This window comes from Verrucomicrobiota bacterium (assembly GCA_021413925.1).
Taxonomy (GTDB): domain Bacteria; phylum Verrucomicrobiota; class Verrucomicrobiia; order Chthoniobacterales; family UBA6821; genus UBA6821.
Genome location: JAIOPL010000019.1, coordinates 17535 through 32655, shown reverse-complemented (window position 1 = coordinate 32655; position 15121 = coordinate 17535). Strand labels below are relative to the sequence as shown.

The following is a 15121-nucleotide window of genomic DNA, read 5'->3' as shown; positions in this document are numbered from 1 at the left end:
TGGCGGTCACAGCTAGATCATGCTAATGCTGCCGACTACTCCATCTACTAGGATTGACTAGTTGTTCTGAATCTGTCCGCAGGGATATCTCGTCCCATTACTTCCCCTGGAAAAAAGCCCCACCGCGCTCCCTCGTGGCAGAGAGACCGGGGATGTAAACCGTGTCGAGACTATTGGATAAAGCAGTGAGTCTCTTCCTGAACGGCTACTCTTGGACTGCTTCGAGTTGCTGACTGACGATCGACGACGATCGCGCCGGTTCGACGGTCGATTGCTATACTCATCCAGTAGTGCTGCTCCCCCTCGACAATGAACTGACTGGCATTCGTCGCCCCCGTAGTGAAGTGTCCATACTGGGAGATGGGGTCGATCATCAGGTTCCAGGTGGTGGTCTGTCCTATGTCGGCAAAGACCAAATCCAGCTCGTCCACTGATCCGTAGGGTCTGCCGAGGACTACAGGATTCGTGTCGGTGATCGAGTTAGGATAGGGAGGGTAACTGATCCATTGGTGCAGAGGTAAGGAGAAGTCGGTGGTCGCACGAGCCCCACGAGGGGTACGAGGGAGGGTCACAAGCATGTTCACCACGAGTGAGTAAAAGTCGTTCGCGATTCATAAGATAAAAGACCCGTCACCCGTAGCGGGAGACGGGTCTTTGGTAGTGTTATTCCGTCAAGACGTTCCTATGACTGGACATTCTTATGACGGTAGATCATTCCAACGGTCAGGATGCCTACACCCATCAGGAGATAGGTCGAGGGCTCAGGGACAACATCGCATGTTGCATTAATCTGGGTTCCTCCATTGATTCTCAGGACGCCCTCTACTCCCCCGAAGACACGGCCGCACACCTCTGCATTTCCACCAATGGTGATGGTGCCATGTGGGTTAAGAAAGATGCCCTCGACGTCGGCTTGCCCTTTGAAACCAAGGTCGGTATCAAAACCGACTGTTGTATCGGACGAAGAGAAGTTCCACAAAACATCGTTGGCGGTGAGCCCATTGAGAACGATTTTCCCGTTGAAGTCTGCGTTCTTCAGGGATGCGCAGTTAAAGACCACATTATTCCCCGCAACGCCTGCATTAATGGTCAATGTTTTGCCGCCCTCAAATTTGAAAGCAGTTACATTGAAGACGTAATCGTTGCCATTCAGTATGCCGGCGGTTGCATTGATCGTCTGATCCCCTGGCAGGTTGATTTCTAGATCAGTGCCAGAAAGCGCTGCCTTGGTTAAGGAGAATGCGTTCATGTCGTTGATGGCAGTGGTCACGGCGCCGACATTGCCGGAGATCGACCCTGTCACAAGATTCCCGCCCGTGATGTTTGTGGCGCCGGCAAAGTCGACATTTCCTTTAATCTGGCTGGTGGGATTCAGATAGAGGGAAGCTCCTTGGGCGAGCCCGATGTTTCCTTCCAAGGAGGCGGAGGCATCGAATCTTACTGAATCTTTTCCCTCGTAGAGCACGGTGTAAGGATCCGCCGCTCCGAGATCAAATGCGGCCCTTGCCGTGACGATGGACATGAGTCCGAGTGCCACGCAGCAGATCAGGGTGAAGTTTTGTTGTTTTTTTCTGCACCCTCCTTGGCTCTTGATCGGATCAAAGGATGTGTTGTGTTGGTTTAGTGTTTTCATAACACCACCAACTTGAAGCAATCTCCGGTCTGACAATATTGGCAGTGACGCCTAGCCGAAGCTAATGGGCGCCACTAGTCACTCTAACGGGAATGAGTAGCTGCCATCTGTCCGCGCTCCCTCTATGTCGGATGCGCTCTTGCAACCCAGCTTAGGCTCACGTGAGCGTAACGATTCCATAAACCCAGGTTTGACAAATAAAAATCTAGCGGTGGTGGGACTCGAACCCACACTGGAGCGATTTTAAGTCGCTTGTCTCTGCCATTGGACTACACCGCCTAAGCTCATAAACACTAGATCCAAAGGGGAGGGGGATGAAAGAAATTGACTCTGTGCGACATTTTGTGCGACTTTTACGCCATGAGACGCAAAGCACCCCAAAAGAGCAGCGCAGAAGGCACAAATGTAAAAGGCAAGGATCACGCTGGAAGATTCCACGCTGTGACAGATTCTCGCAATCGCAAAGTGCGAGGGATGGTGACTCGCAACGGGAGGTACTACGCACAGATGCGGGTAACCCTCCCAGATGGAAAGACCCGCGCTCTTCGGATTCCTCTTGAGGCAACCCGTCTTGACCATGCCATCGTCGAGGCTGAAGGCAAGCGCACCGAGAAGCATAAGGGGGACATCAAGCTTCCGGGGGTACGCCCCAGCCTTTCCAAGCTGGTAGAGCAGTACCTTGAATCAAACATCGGAACGCGCCGCAATAGGGGCATGGGTTATCTCTCAAAGAGGAAAAGTACTCGTGACCATGAGAAGCAATCCCTTCAGCGTCTCATTGAACATATCGGAGCCAAACGGATTGACCGCATCGAAGAGAAGGATCTTGTTGCGTTCGTGAACAAGCGAACGCGGGAGGGGGTTAAAAATCGAACCATCAATCTCGACCTGATTGCCTTCAATAATTGCATGGGGTACGCAAAGAAATTGAATCTGATTACTCACCCGCCCCGGCTTGATAAGCAGAACGAGGAAGAGATGGATGCCAAGAGGCTATTGACCCGCGATGAGATCGAGCGATTTATCCAACAGGCAGCAACCCCCGCCGCCTTCAAGATCGATAACAAGGAGGTGACCTATCACGCGCGGAACGGGAAGCAGCTGGCTTTACTGATCGCCTTCCTTTCCGCATCAGGTTGCCGAGAGCAGGAAGCGCTCAAGATAAAAAGGGATAATGTCCAGATGGAAGAGGGAATCTTATCAATCAGGGCTACCAGTAATAAGAGCAAAAAGAACCGATCAATCCAGTTCAGCGAGGCCCTACGCAAAGCCCTTGCCGCGATTCTGGACGCTCTGCCAGATGATACAGAATGGCTTTTCCCTTCAGCTAGAAGGGGGAAACTGGACAAACCCGCCGCAACTCTACGCCCTAGCTTCGAGATGGTACGCCAGATCGTCGGAATGCCAGAAGTAGGGTTCCACCACTTCCGCCACTACTTCGCCAGCCAATGCGTGATGGGAGGCGTGGACTTCATGACGATTGCCGCATGGCTAGGGCATCAGGACGGGGGGATTCTCGTTGGCAAGACCTACGGGCATCTCAACAGCGAACATAAGCGCAAGGCTGCAGAGGGACTGAAGCTTTAGCGATATCTCACCCCTCTCTGATGTTTTTTAACATACCCAGAGCCCTGCTTTTCCTTCACCGCCCTTGCCTTCGTCTTTTCTGATTCAAGGTATTCCGTGACTCCCTCCTGATTAAGCTCTCCGTCTAAGTGACGCTTTCCGAGGGCAAGCTTCTCCCTCTTCAGTTCAAGGGCCATTGCAATTAGTCGCCGTCTCTCTTGCTCCTGATATTCCAGAGAACGCTCCGGGCTAATCGCTCGCCCGTAGTTGGTAACCTTTTCCCTAGGGTCACCGCGATTGAGAAAAAAAACCGCAATCGGGGAGGGTAGCTGAATTTCATCATGCGCCACCCAAGCCGCTAGAATCTTTTTATCGAGCATCTGAAGTCGCTCTTCCTTGCTCTTCCACTTCCATTTCTTCGGAGCCGGGGGGAGATGCTGGTGAAGGTTCAAGCCAGATCGGATAGACTCGACGCGCTTTGCAGTAAGCTTTCCGAGAAGCACCCACCTCCCACGGATAAAGCGGGCCCCCGTTATCTTCGAGCTTCCATCTCGTTTAGTGCTTCGCGCCCACCTTCGGAGAGATGCGTTGGAGATGCCTAGCGCAACCCCCAGAGCCTCAAAAGTACCCCCCCGGCGGAATGACCCCGAAAAGGTTTGTTCTATTGTTCTCTGTCCGGCGTTCATATTTTCAGATTAAGGCGAGGGGGGTTACTATGCAACCACATATAACAGCATCCAAAGAAACCCCGCTCGGAAACCTCCTCTCCTTCGACGCATGGCTAGAAGGCATAGACAAAACCCGCACGACAGGCTGGCGCTGGCGTAAGGAAGGAATCGTCTCGACGATCAACATTTTCGGGAAGTTATACATCAGCCGCGCTGAAATAGAGCGATTTGAGCAAAAGGCAATGTCAGGAGGATTCCACAAGGAAGTTATCTCCCCTTCAGCCCGCCGCGCCGCCTAATCCAAAAAGGAAAAGGCCCCCGTGAGGAGGCCCTTCCGTGATAAAACTATGTACCATATCTCCAAAGTCAAAAAAGGCCCCCCCCTCTTGAAGAAGGATCGCAGGGCAGACAAAAATATCACAGATGGCTTCCGTGTTCGGTTCGACCGAATCGTTGCCAATCTGGTCAGACAAATGTCAGTCAGTTCGGGGGCTGCACGATGAGCGCAACCTTCACCGACATTGAAGCCGAAAGGGTCATCGTGGGATGGATGGTTGCCGGGCATGGCTTAGAAGCAATCCGAGATCATTCCCCCGACATCTTGTCAGAATGGTTCGACGCTCTTGCCCCGATATACCGGGCAGCTTGTGAGATCGAAAAAAAGGACTCCGTAAATGGGATGACCTTAACCGATCATCTCATGCAGACGGGGCAGCTTGCCCATGTTGGAGGGCCTTCGGCACTTGCCCTTGTGGACTCCGTTGCAAGTAAGGGGATAGCTTCCGAAGCGATTCTGGGGCAATGCCTGGACAAGCTCCGCAAGCTCTACGGACGCAAGTGCGTTGCTGCCCTTGCTGATGACATGGCGGGGGGAATGACTCCCGCTGAAGCTATCAAGCTCCTTGAAATGCTTCCATCGGAACAATCGGGGGGGAAACTCAAAAATCGCCGCTTCGATCTACTCAACCCGCCACCGAAGGCTGTTCCCATTCTTTCCCTAGCGGGTCAAGGAATCTGCACCGCTGGAAACCTTGCCGTCATTACAGGGCAAGCCAAGGCGGGGAAATCGGCGGTTATTGGCGCAACGCTCGCAACCCTGCTCGATAACAAGGAACACCTCGGAATCCTTGCCGAGAATCACAAGGGCCGGGCCGTGATTCATTTTGATACTGAGCAAAGCCGTTACGATCATCACCAGCTTGTGAGGCGAGCCTTGCACCGCGCCGGGATAAACACCCCCCCCGCATGGCTTCGCAGTTATAGCCTTGCCGATGTTCCAACAAATGAACGCAGGGAATCTCTAATGGCTGAAATGAGTTCTGCCCGTTCGGATCATGGCGGGATTGCTTTAGTGATCGTTGACGGGGTAGCCGACCTTTGCCTTTCCCCAAATGATGAGCTAGAGGCTATCGGATTAGTCGAAGAACTGCACCGCATGGCAATTCGATTTGATTGCCCCATCTTGCTTGTTCTCCATCTCAACCCCGGAACGCTCACAGCAAAGTCACGGGGGCATCTTGGAAGCCAACTAGAAAGGAAGGCTGAGTCCCTAGTGATGCTGGAGAAGGAAGATGATTCAGTTTCCGTATGGCTTGGCCCCTCCCGTCATGGATATTTACCCAAAGGACAAGGGCCGCGCTTTGGATGGGATGATGAGTCCGGGCAGTTCGAGACGATAGCAGGAACGCGCAAGGAGGCCGCAGCCGCAGCGAAGGCCGCTCAGGAGAGGGAGGAGCTGATGAGGGTAGCCGAGCTGGTAAATCGCAATGGCGCAAGGAAGGCAAAGCAGTTCATTCAGGACATCGAAGGGCTTCAAAACATCTCCAATTCAACAGCCGAACGCCGCTTTGCCAGAATGAAGGCCACCTCAATCATACATCAAAACCTAAATGGGGAGTGGGAGAGGGTTGCATAAGAGTAAAAACATGAAAGCACCTCAACACCTCAAGTGCACCTCAAGCACACCTCACCCTAATTATCACCTCACACCTCAACACCTCAACGCCTATATATATAGGCGTGAGGAAGTGAGGTGCTTGGAAAGTGATGATGATCGTCAGGGTTTGAAAGCCAGCAAGACCCCGCTTCGGGAAGGAATCTTTTTCGATCATCATCTCCCTGCGGTTGGGCGCACTCTTATTGAAAGCCCAAGCAACCCGGCAGGCGCGTTTCCGATTACCCCGGTTTGACCTCTCACCCATAGCATGAGCAAGCAGCGATCATTACCCCGGAGCAAAGGAGGCCGCCCCCGCAATAACAAGCTGGATGCGCTAGAGCGCGAGCTAGGCGTTACCCGCCGCCGGGCATCTACGATCTTAAAGGAGCAAGGTTCCGAAAACCCTTCAGCCGATCTTTCACCTATTGCCGAGGCCAGACTTCGCAAGCTGAACTTAGAAGCCGACCGCCTCACCGCTCAAATCCGCGCCGCCAAGATCGAGGCCGCGCTTTTGGAAAAGACACTTATCACCGCCCATGATGCAAACCGCATTTTCAGCCCGCCTCATTTGATCGTTAAGCAAATGCTATCGACCGCTCCAAAGACACTTTCCCCCCGCCTCTTCAATCAGTCTCAAAAGGCCATCGAGCAAACGCTAGCTGATTACTGCAACAGCGTCCTATCCGCCGCCCTCGCCGCCGTAGAGCGCACCCGCGCCGATATGGGAGATGGAGAGCCTATCGACTCAGCTTTATGACCATGACCTACGACCCCAACCGCCTATCGCCCGGAGCGCAAAGGCTCCGTTCTTACCTGTTTGAAATATATGGAGGTGACCCGCGCCAGCTCAAGGAGCGGGACAAGTTAGAGGGGCAGCTTTCCAAGCTCAACGATAAGGCTGATGCACTCCGCACCAAGATCGCCGCCGCAGTTCGGGCCGATAGGGATTCCCTCTAGTAAGGAGACTCCTAGCCGCCGCAGCTCCAAGGGGTACGGATGACTCCTAGGCAATCTGCATGAAAAGGCTTGAGATAATCGGTTTCCATTTGGGAACAATTGTTCCCATTCCAGAAAGGCCGCCAGTAGTCTTCTTGCTGGGGGCCGCGCTCAGTCCCTTGATCTGATAAATAAAGGAGCTACAGGGCATCCTCGCGCTTTCAATCTGACAAGCCGCGCAGGGAATGGAATCCTTTCACGCCTTTGAAAACGATGCGAGCATCGCCGCCTTCAATTTCTCATACGATGAGATCGACCGAAATCTGCTTGAGGAGTTCGACCCTCAGACCCCGGAGACTGAGCGACTAAAGCAGGACTGGAAACGCGAGGGGAGATCATCCGCATCATCGGATCTTCTCAAGCAAACGCTTGAAAGCCTACTGCCTGTAAATCTTAGCGGTTCAACAGCTCAATCCCTTGGGCTCCGCTGCGTCTGCTTATTATGGATGCTCCAATCAGACCGGCATGATCTGGGGAGACGCCCGCTTTCCGAGATTGCAAAGCAGCTAAAAGTTAGCCGGGCGATCTTGTCTTTTCACGTTCGCAGCTTGGAGGAGCAGCTTGGTTTTTTTCATGCTAGGGGACAGAAGGCAGTTCTAGCACGGGAGAGCTATAAGGAAAGCGTTCGGACAGGATGGGAGACGCGCCGGGCCGTTCATGGCACGACCGGGAGGAAAGCACCGATGCACCCGGAAAAGAAACTGAGGCGTGGTGAAAACCCTCCGCCAGTTTGACAGACCCGTGAAGGAATGAAATTGAGTACGCCCAAAATGATCTTATCGACCCGCCCCTTTATCCGCTTCGAGGTTCGCGGCCCCGAAGGTACACAGCACCTCCCAGCCGAGGCCCCAGCACCCGCGCCAGTTCCAACCCCAAAAGCCAAGAGCAATGAATAACACCCAACTCTCCCAACTCAGCAAGCTGGTGCAGAGCAATCCCGTGATGCTCGCCAAGATCGAGAAGCTTCATGCCGGTATCAGGATCGACCTTCGCAAGAAGAACGCCCCGAAGCGTCCCGTCATGCAGGCAATCACGCACGACGAGGTTGCCAAGCTCAGCAAGACCACGCCCACAACGCTCCGCCGGTTTCTCGACTTCCACAGCATAAACGGGGACGTGCTCGTTGGATCGCGCATGGCATTTAGCAAGCCTCTTGCCGGGATGATTTCCGAGGCGGTTTTTTATTCTCAACTAGCACTCCTTTGCAGCAACGCCCACGCAATGCTGAAGGACTCCTCGCCAGAAGATGCCGAGCAGGGCCGCGCCCTTGCCGTAGAAAATCGCGCCAAGTGCCAAGAGATCGTTGCCAGCATCACCCGCAAGTAATCACCACCCCACCACCTCACCAAAATGTCCACAAAATCCACCCCAGTAATTCCAAAGAGCATCAGCGTAATCGTAAAGCGCGAGGCTGAACTACAATCCTCCGTTGACCGCTGGAGCGTTGAATCGTTCCGCATGGAGCGCGACCGCTTGGAAAGCCTTGTACATAGTGGCCTAGCTACAGATGCCGATATTGAATCCCACTCCCAGAGCAGGGACGGGGGGCCGCTGGACCGCGATTATGTTTCCATGTGCGCGTCTAGCTCAGCCGCGCTCGACGCATTCCGCCGCTCGAACTGGGAAGCCTTCCGGGAATATCTCCGCATTCGCCTTGATGCTCGCCTTGAGAAAGAGGCCCAAATCGTTATCGAGCTTGCCCAGCTTTGCTTGAAGCATGGGATTGAGATAAGTCACAACGATCCTGAAGCTTCGACCACCCGGCAACTAGAGGAGATCGTGCAGCGCGAGAGCGCGGGATGGATTCGCTTCGGGTCCGCCGTAGAAATTTACTAGTATAAAAAAATCATACTCGCCGCAAGGCGGGGCCCTAACCAGAAGGCCCCCGGCTCCATGACCGGGGGCCTCTCTGTATCTACCCAGCCAATTCCGCCAGAAATACTCGGATGCTTCCAAGCGCGAACCGCTTCACCTGATCCGTCACGCTCTCACCCGGCAACCTATCCTCCGAGCGTAAGACTGATTTAATGGCAGCAATGGTTTCAGCGTCGAGTGTGATGCATGGGGTAGTATTCATTTTTGTTTTGTTATGCCGGGATGATTCCAGACAGCTAACCAATGAATACCAATGATGTTCATTTCAAGCCAAAAAAGGGAGCCGGGGGAATGTCTAATTTTTCTGCATGGGGTATGCCTTCGAGATTGCTCTACGGATTAGATCGGGAACAGAACGCCCCTCAGACTCTGCAACCTTCTTTAGATGAGCCAGCTCGACGGCAGGGATGCGAAACGTAGTCTGGGAATCCTTCTTGTGCTTCTTCACCGCTGGCATGGGGGGAAGGTAGCCCAAAGACGGGCATGGATCAATTCAAAGGGAATCGACCGCGAATCTATAGGAATTCAATCAGATATTCAAAAGGAGTCGCTTCAGTCTAAGTCGCACAAGTCGCACAGAATGTCGAAAAACTCGAAAAACCGCTAAAAAATGACCAGTTATCGCTTTTGTCTGTGCGACTTTTTGTGCGACTTGACCCCCCATTCTGGCATACCCCATAAAAACTAGCTAAACAGGCATAGAGCCTTTATTTATGGGCTTCTAGGGGCAATGGAGTCAACGCAATGAAACCCCAAAAAACAGCTCAAAAATCAGTTTTAAGTCGCTTGTCTCTGCCATTGGACTACACCGCCGGGTAGAGAGGAAGGATGAGACCTGAGGCCTGAAACCTGAAAGAAAAAAGTCTAATTATGAGGCGGAGGGACGACGATTGATCAGATTGATCAGTACTCCGCGGTTGGCAAAGAACAACCAACAGAGCATCCAACCGGAGAGCAGAGCCGCTGACGCGATCACGCCGGGCTCGGGTACCGGTACGATCTGGGTGCCTGAGAAAGCGCCGTGGCCGAGGAAGCCGCTGCCAGTTGTATTCCCACTATAGAAGCTGATGTTGGCTAGGTTTACACCGGAATCCGAGGATCCAAGGAAATCAATCAGCTGGGTGTATTGCCCAATTCCACCTGTCGTCGAGGTGGTTCCCCATAGGCTGGTTCCGTTCCAGTTAAAGATGGTCAGCTTATTGGTGGGTCCCATCGTAATCGACCCGTATGTCAGCTTTGAGATGCCACTTAGATTCGCAAAATCGATAGAGCTGTTGGCCGTTAGGGTCAGGCTTGCGAAGGTCTGGGCTGCGGCACGATTGCCGAGAGTGCCGTTACCACCCATGGAGAGTGCACCGCCGCCGAGAGTCAGGGTTGCGTTGGGATTCACCTGATTGGAGCCGCTCAGGAGCAATGTGCCGCCGTTCTGAACGACCACACTGGAGGAGTTCGTGAGGAACGCTGTGCTACTTAGGTTAAGTGTGCCACTGGTGATGGTCGTGATTCCGGTATAGGAGCTGCGGCCAGTCAGTGTGACCGTGCCAGAGCCGCCGGCGACCATGAGGCCGAGGTTCCCTCCGTTCAGTGAACCGCTGAAGGTGGAGGTGCCGCTCAGTCTCAAGATCGCGTTGGTGGTGCTGGTATTGACCACTTGGTTGTAAGCATTACCCGTGCTGGTGAGGCCCGTGAGGCTCTGGTTGTAACCGTTCAGATTCAGATTGTTGATCTGGGAGCCAAGGTCGGAAGAGGCACCGAGCGTCACCATGGTGTTGCTCGGGATGGCGTTCGCCACGCCGAGACTCAGGGTTGATCCGTTGAAGATCGCGGTTGACCCTGCGTAGGTGTTCGCACCCGAGACAGTAACATTGGCGTGAGAGAGAAAGACGTCGGAGAGTAGTGAGGAGCCGGAGATGTTTCCGCTGACGTTGAAGGAGCCGTTCGCCAGTACCAATGTGCCGCCGCTGTTGTTCAAGGAACCAGAGAGTGTCATGGCATTGCCGCTCAGGTTGTCGATCAACCCTATGCCGGAGGTGACGTTGATGGTGTTGGCGAAGGTTGCAGATCCGCCAGTGTAGCCGAGGGTAGTCTTGCCGATGCCGCTCATGCTAAGGCTGCCCTTACCGAGTGAGTTGACGGAGCTGATGTTGAGAGTTCCCCCTTTGAGCAACGTGCCCCCCTCGTAGCTATTGATTCCAGAGAGCGTAAGGGTGCCGGTGCCGTTCTTGACGAGGGAAATGGTTCCGGTTCCGGCAACCAGTGATCCGGCAAAGGCGGTCGAGGCGTTGTTGTCACCAACCGTGAGAGTCGCATTCCCCGCGATGCCGTTGGTCACAATCCCAGCTGCTCCACTTAGCGAACCCTGGGTGATGGAGAAGCCTGCCAGATTCAGCGTCCCGTTATTGGTCAGGTTGTTAGTGATGTTTCCAAGAGCATTTGCGTTGCCCACCGTGATTGTACCAGCAGTGATGTGGGTTCCGCCCGTGTAGGCATTGGAGGCAGTGAGGATCTCGGTGCCAGTGCCGTTCTTGACAAGGGAGATTACATTTCCTCCCGCGATCGTACCGGTATAGGTGCCTGAGCCGTTATTCACACCAATGGTGAAGATGCTATGGGTGGTACTGGAGTTGGTAATCGTGCCGGAGCCGTAAACATCATCCAGGATGATGGAGTAGCCGTTGAGATTCAGCGTACCATTGTTAAAGACGCCGTTGTTAGTGCTGCCTAGGGCGTAAGAGTTCCCGATAGTCAGAGTGCCCTGGGCAATGTTGGCATCCGACAAGAAACTGTTCGATCCCGAGAGAAGAAGCGTACCTCCGTTGGTGAGCAGGATCGTTCCGCCGCCGCTGATAAGACCGCTGTTGGTAAGCGTCAGACCCAAGGCTATGTTGAAACTTCCGATCACCCCGTTGGCGACCGTGTAGTTGTTAGTGATGGTAAGGTTCGCCAGGGCCTGAAGCGTCGTGCTGTTGCTCGCAAAGGTGAGGGCACCGGTTCCAAGGGCGTAGTTGTTGCTGATGGCGAGGGTGCCGGCGTTGAGGATTGTACCACCGGAGTAGCTGTTGGAGGCCGAAAGGGTGAGTGTGGAAGCTCCTGCCGCAGTGAGGGTGCCGGTGCCACTGACTTTGGAGCTGATAAGAATATTCGCGGTCGAGGCGTTGACGATGTCGTTCCCAGAGAGAATTAGCCCGAGATTGATGGTCTGTAGATTTGCCGAGAGGTTCGTGATGCCTCCGGCTAGCGTGATGCTGTTGCCGTTGAGGATGAAAGCACCCGCGCCATTGGTGAAGGTAATGCTGGTGGCGATGAGGTTAGTGTAGTCGTTGGTATTGTTGAGGTTTAGAGTTCCTGCAAAAATATAATCGTTGGTGCTGTTGTTGCCTGGAAAGGATCTCTTCACAGTCCAATTGTTCTGGTTTCCACCCGACGCAGTTGCACTCCAGTTTGCATTAGGACCATTACCATCCCATGTAAAGGTCGTCGCGCTCGCCGATGGTGCAATCACAAGTAGGAACAGGCTGATAAGCACAACGAGATTCCGCAAAAAAGTGCGGGAATGACTGGAATCAACCAAGACGCTTGCAAAGACATGATAGGATAGGCACTGGCATTCCATATAGCGCCGATCCTAAGGCGCGTATCTGCTACCCGGTAGATGGGGTATGTCTTAGCTAGGGCTAGTCAAAACAACTAGACCCCCTTGTCTCTGCGAGCCTCTTCGCAAGGCTCTCATTTTTCTGAATTCCTAATCAGGTTTCAGCTTTCAGGCTTCACCACTTTCCCAAACTAGTATCCCACGTGGCCCAAGCGGGTCTTGCCGCGGAAGATCCAGTAGATACTGACGGTGTAGGCCAGAACGATCGGTACACCGATGCAGGCAATGATAAACATGTAGGCGAGCGTCTTGTGCGAGGAAGCACTGTTGTAGATCGTCAGGCTGTTGCCCGGGTTGGGGGACGACATGACGATATGGGGGAAGTAAGAGATCCCAAGCACGGCCATGAGCAGAACCATGGTGAGTGCGGACATAAGGAAGGAACCGAACTCGTAGCCCTTGGCCGTCATCAATCCGATGGAAATGGCAGCCACGATATCGAGCCCCAGGATGATGAATCCGTAGGGACGGGTCAGCATGACGGCCACAAGATCAGGGCACTCAAAGAAGGTGGCGATATTGAAGGCTAGGAACAAAAGAAGGAAGATGGCGATGAGACGCGGCACCCAGCTCTTGATCGTGGCTTGGAGTTCCCCTTCGGTCTTCAGCACAAGGAAGATGGCTCCGTGCATCGCAAAGAGTGCGACCACCATGACTCCCAGCAAGAGGGAGTAGGGGTTGAGGAGTCCTAGGAACGTGCCGGTGAAATCACCCTGACTGTCGAGGGGGATGCCGCGGGTGATATTGCCCATCGCAACGCCGATCAGGAGGGCGGCTAGGAAACTGGCGACACTGAAGGCGATATCCCAGGATCTCCTCCAGGCTTTTCCCGGTTCCTTACTGCGGAACTCAATCGCCACGGCCCGGAAGATCAGGGCGGCCAGCAGGAGCATGAAGGCATCGTAGAATCCTGAGAAGACCGTCGCGTAGGCTCCCGGGAAGGCGGCGAAGAGAGCTCCTCCGCCGGTGACAAGCCAGACTTCGTTTCCGTCCCAGACGGGGCCGATCGAGTTCAGAAGAATACGGCGATCCTCGTCCTTCTTGACAAAGAGATGCAGGATTCCAACACCGAAGTCGAAGCCGTCCAGGATGGCGTAACCAGTGAAAAGAATGCCAACCAGGATGAACCAGATGATGTTCAGGTTCAGAATATGGGAGAGATGATGCATGGCTGGGAGTGGGGAGGGGTTGTTTACTCCTGACTGGAAGCGCGGCCCTTCTGGGTGAAGAGGCCTGCAGCTATGGCGTCGCTCGAGCCTGGAGCCTTGGTGTGATGATCCTGATCCTCATCCGGACCATGCTGGATCTTGCGGTTCAGCAGATAGATGAAAGTGATGAAAAGAAGGATGTAGATCAGGGCAAAAAGAATGATCGAGAAGACCACCTGATTCGCATGCACTGCTCTGGAGATGCCGTCGGAGGTCTTGAGCATGTTGTAGACGATCCAAGGCTGACGACCCATCTCGGCAGTGAACCAACCGGCCTGCATGCAGATCTGGGGGGCCGCCACTGCGAAGACATAGACCCAGAGAAGTGCCCGGATGAGGGGATTATCCGCCCTGAAGAGCCAGCCTCTCCAGAGAAGCGTGAGCGCCAGGAAGGAGAGCCCGAAGACCGCCGATCCGATGCAAATCATGAGATGATAGGTCTGGAAGACAGCCCCAACAACGGGCCAGTAATTCGGCCTGATCTCGGCGAGCTTTTCCTTGGAGAGGCCGGGATTGCGTGCTGCCAAGAACTCGTCGCTCGGCATTGAGAGAAGTCCCTGCACCGGTTGCTTGAAATTATGAAAGCAGAGAAAGCTCAGGAGGGCCGGGATCTGCGGGCCATGAACGGTCTGATTCTTGGTGTCGACATAACCGAAGAGGGTCATCGGGGTGTAGTCGCGGGTCTCGTAGACTCCTTCCATGGAGGCCAGCTTGATCGGTTGAGTGCGAACCACGCCACGAGCGGTGGCATCTGCACTGATCGACTGGAGGATCGTGGTGAAGGCGGCGAAGCAGGCCGCTATTGTCATTGATTTGCGGGCGAAGGCCGTGAAGCGACCCTTCAGCAGGTACCAAGCGCAGATACTCATGACAAGGAAAGCACCCACAAGCCAGGCACCAAAGACCACGTGACAGATCCGGTTTAGGGAAGAGGGATTAGCGATCATGGCCCAGAAGTTATCCACCACAGCGCGCACATGACCCATGTCGGAAGACTGGACGATGTAACCCTCTGGAAGGCGGGTGTGGACCAAGCCTGTGATTTTCTCCAGATGGAATCCAGCAGGCGTCTGCATCCAGGAATTGGCGATCAGGATCCAGATGGCGCTGAAATGCGATCCAAGGCAAACCATGCACGTGGCGAAGAAGTGCATCTTGGGACCGACCTTGTCCCAACCAAAGAGAAGCAATGCCAGGAATCCAGACTCGAGGAAGAAGGCAAAGATGCCCTCCGCAGCAAGGGCGCTCCCGAAGATGTCACCGACAAAGCGGGAGTAGGCAGCCCAGTTCGTCCCGAACTCAAACTCCATGACGATCCCTGTGGCAACGCCGATGGCGAAGATCAGTCCGAAGATCCGGGTCCAGAAATGGGCCATCTGATGGAAGAGGGGATTCTTGGTCTTGATGTAAAGTCCCTCCATGATCACCAAGAGCATTCCCAAGCCAATCGTCATCGGCGGATAGAGGAAATGAAAGGAGACTGTGAGGGCGAACTGGATGCGAGAGAGGATTTCTACGGACATGGATGTGTGAGTGCCTACTAATCAAAAGGCCAAAGCTGATCCCACTCAACAACGAAATCAAAAA

General features: G+C 54.0%; 16 protein-coding genes and 1 tRNA gene. 8 read left to right on the top strand and 9 right to left on the bottom strand.

From position 1 onward, the window contains the following. Positions 1 to 170 precede the first annotated feature (170 nt). The 3 genes from K8R57_08715 to K8R57_08705 all read right to left on the bottom strand — a co-directional run bounded on the left by K8R57_08715 (position 171) and on the right by K8R57_08705 (position 1912). Complete coding sequence (locus K8R57_08715) at positions 171 to 587, bottom strand: hypothetical protein (GenBank protein ID MCE9588380.1); 417 nt, start codon at positions 585 to 587, stop codon at positions 171 to 173. A gap of 95 nt (positions 588 to 682) precedes the next feature. Next, positions 683 to 1633 carry a PEP-CTERM sorting domain-containing protein gene (locus K8R57_08710; protein ID MCE9588379.1) on the bottom strand — a complete coding sequence of 317 codons (951 nt, stop codon included), beginning with the start codon at positions 1631 to 1633 and terminating at the stop codon, positions 683 to 685. Between the two features lie 206 nt (positions 1634 to 1839). Next, positions 1840 to 1912, bottom strand: a tRNA-Leu gene (locus K8R57_08705). Positions 1913 to 2107: 195 nt separating this feature from the next. Between K8R57_08705 and K8R57_08700 the strand changes: the two genes are divergently transcribed. Then, entirely contained in the window at positions 2108 to 3220 is a 1113-nt protein-coding gene (locus tag K8R57_08700) for a tyrosine-type recombinase/integrase (protein MCE9588378.1), read from the top strand. Here K8R57_08700 and K8R57_08695 read toward each other — a convergent pair. Further along, entirely contained in the window at positions 3217 to 3579 is a 363-nt protein-coding gene (locus K8R57_08695; GenBank protein ID MCE9588377.1) for a hypothetical protein, read from the bottom strand. The two genes, K8R57_08700 and K8R57_08695, sit on opposite strands and share 4 nt — an antisense overlap. 335 nt (positions 3580 to 3914) lie before the next feature. Between K8R57_08695 and K8R57_08690 the strand changes: the two genes are divergently transcribed. The 7 genes from K8R57_08690 to K8R57_08660 all read left to right on the top strand — a co-directional run bounded on the left by K8R57_08690 (position 3915) and on the right by K8R57_08660 (position 8635). Beyond that, positions 3915 to 4166 carry a hypothetical protein gene (locus tag K8R57_08690; GenBank protein ID MCE9588376.1) on the top strand — a complete coding sequence of 84 codons (252 nt, stop codon included), beginning with the start codon at positions 3915 to 3917 and terminating at the stop codon, positions 4164 to 4166. Between the two features lie 200 nt (positions 4167 to 4366). After that, a complete protein-coding gene (locus tag K8R57_08685) occupies positions 4367 to 5782 on the top strand; it encodes an AAA family ATPase (protein MCE9588375.1) in 1416 nt (471 codons plus the stop codon). 289 nt (positions 5783 to 6071) lie between these two features. Then, positions 6072 to 6560 (top strand): hypothetical protein, encoded by a 489-nt coding sequence (locus K8R57_08680; protein MCE9588374.1) that lies wholly within the window; start codon positions 6072 to 6074, stop codon positions 6558 to 6560. A 2-nt stretch (positions 6561 to 6562) separates the two neighbouring features. Continuing rightward, the gene (locus K8R57_08675) at positions 6563 to 6760 is read left to right on the top strand and encodes a hypothetical protein (GenBank protein ID MCE9588373.1); all 198 of its coding nucleotides are present in this window, start codon (positions 6563 to 6565) and stop codon (positions 6758 to 6760) included. A gap of 224 nt (positions 6761 to 6984) precedes the next feature. Beyond that, on the top strand, positions 6985 to 7533 hold the full coding sequence (locus K8R57_08670) for a hypothetical protein (protein ID MCE9588372.1): 549 nt from the start codon (positions 6985 to 6987) through the stop codon (positions 7531 to 7533). Positions 7534 to 7687: 154 nt separating this feature from the next. Further along, positions 7688 to 8125 carry a hypothetical protein gene (locus K8R57_08665; protein MCE9588371.1) on the top strand — a complete coding sequence of 146 codons (438 nt, stop codon included), beginning with the start codon at positions 7688 to 7690 and terminating at the stop codon, positions 8123 to 8125. A 24-nt stretch (positions 8126 to 8149) separates the two neighbouring features. Next, positions 8150 to 8635 (top strand): hypothetical protein, encoded by a 486-nt coding sequence (locus K8R57_08660; GenBank protein MCE9588370.1) that lies wholly within the window; start codon positions 8150 to 8152, stop codon positions 8633 to 8635. A gap of 79 nt (positions 8636 to 8714) precedes the next feature. On the opposite strand, the gene K8R57_08655 is transcribed toward K8R57_08660, so the two are convergent. The 5 genes from K8R57_08655 to K8R57_08635 form a co-directional block, all read right to left on the bottom strand. After that, on the bottom strand, positions 8715 to 8876 hold the full coding sequence (locus K8R57_08655) for a hypothetical protein (GenBank protein ID MCE9588369.1): 162 nt from the start codon (positions 8874 to 8876) through the stop codon (positions 8715 to 8717). Positions 8877 to 8969: 93 nt separating this feature from the next. Next, complete coding sequence (locus K8R57_08650; GenBank protein ID MCE9588368.1) at positions 8970 to 9131, bottom strand: ribbon-helix-helix domain-containing protein; 162 nt, start codon at positions 9129 to 9131, stop codon at positions 8970 to 8972. A gap of 411 nt (positions 9132 to 9542) precedes the next feature. Then, positions 9543 to 12287 (bottom strand): autotransporter-associated beta strand repeat-containing protein, encoded by a 2745-nt coding sequence (locus K8R57_08645; protein ID MCE9588367.1) that lies wholly within the window; start codon positions 12285 to 12287, stop codon positions 9543 to 9545. 170 nt (positions 12288 to 12457) lie between these two features. Further along, positions 12458 to 13495 carry a cytochrome d ubiquinol oxidase subunit II gene (cydB, locus tag K8R57_08640; protein ID MCE9588366.1) on the bottom strand — a complete coding sequence of 346 codons (1038 nt, stop codon included), beginning with the start codon at positions 13493 to 13495 and terminating at the stop codon, positions 12458 to 12460. Between the two features lie 23 nt (positions 13496 to 13518). Then, positions 13519 to 15057 carry a cytochrome ubiquinol oxidase subunit I gene (locus tag K8R57_08635; GenBank protein ID MCE9588365.1) on the bottom strand — a complete coding sequence of 513 codons (1539 nt, stop codon included), beginning with the start codon at positions 15055 to 15057 and terminating at the stop codon, positions 13519 to 13521. Positions 15058 to 15121: the final 64 nt, after the last annotated feature.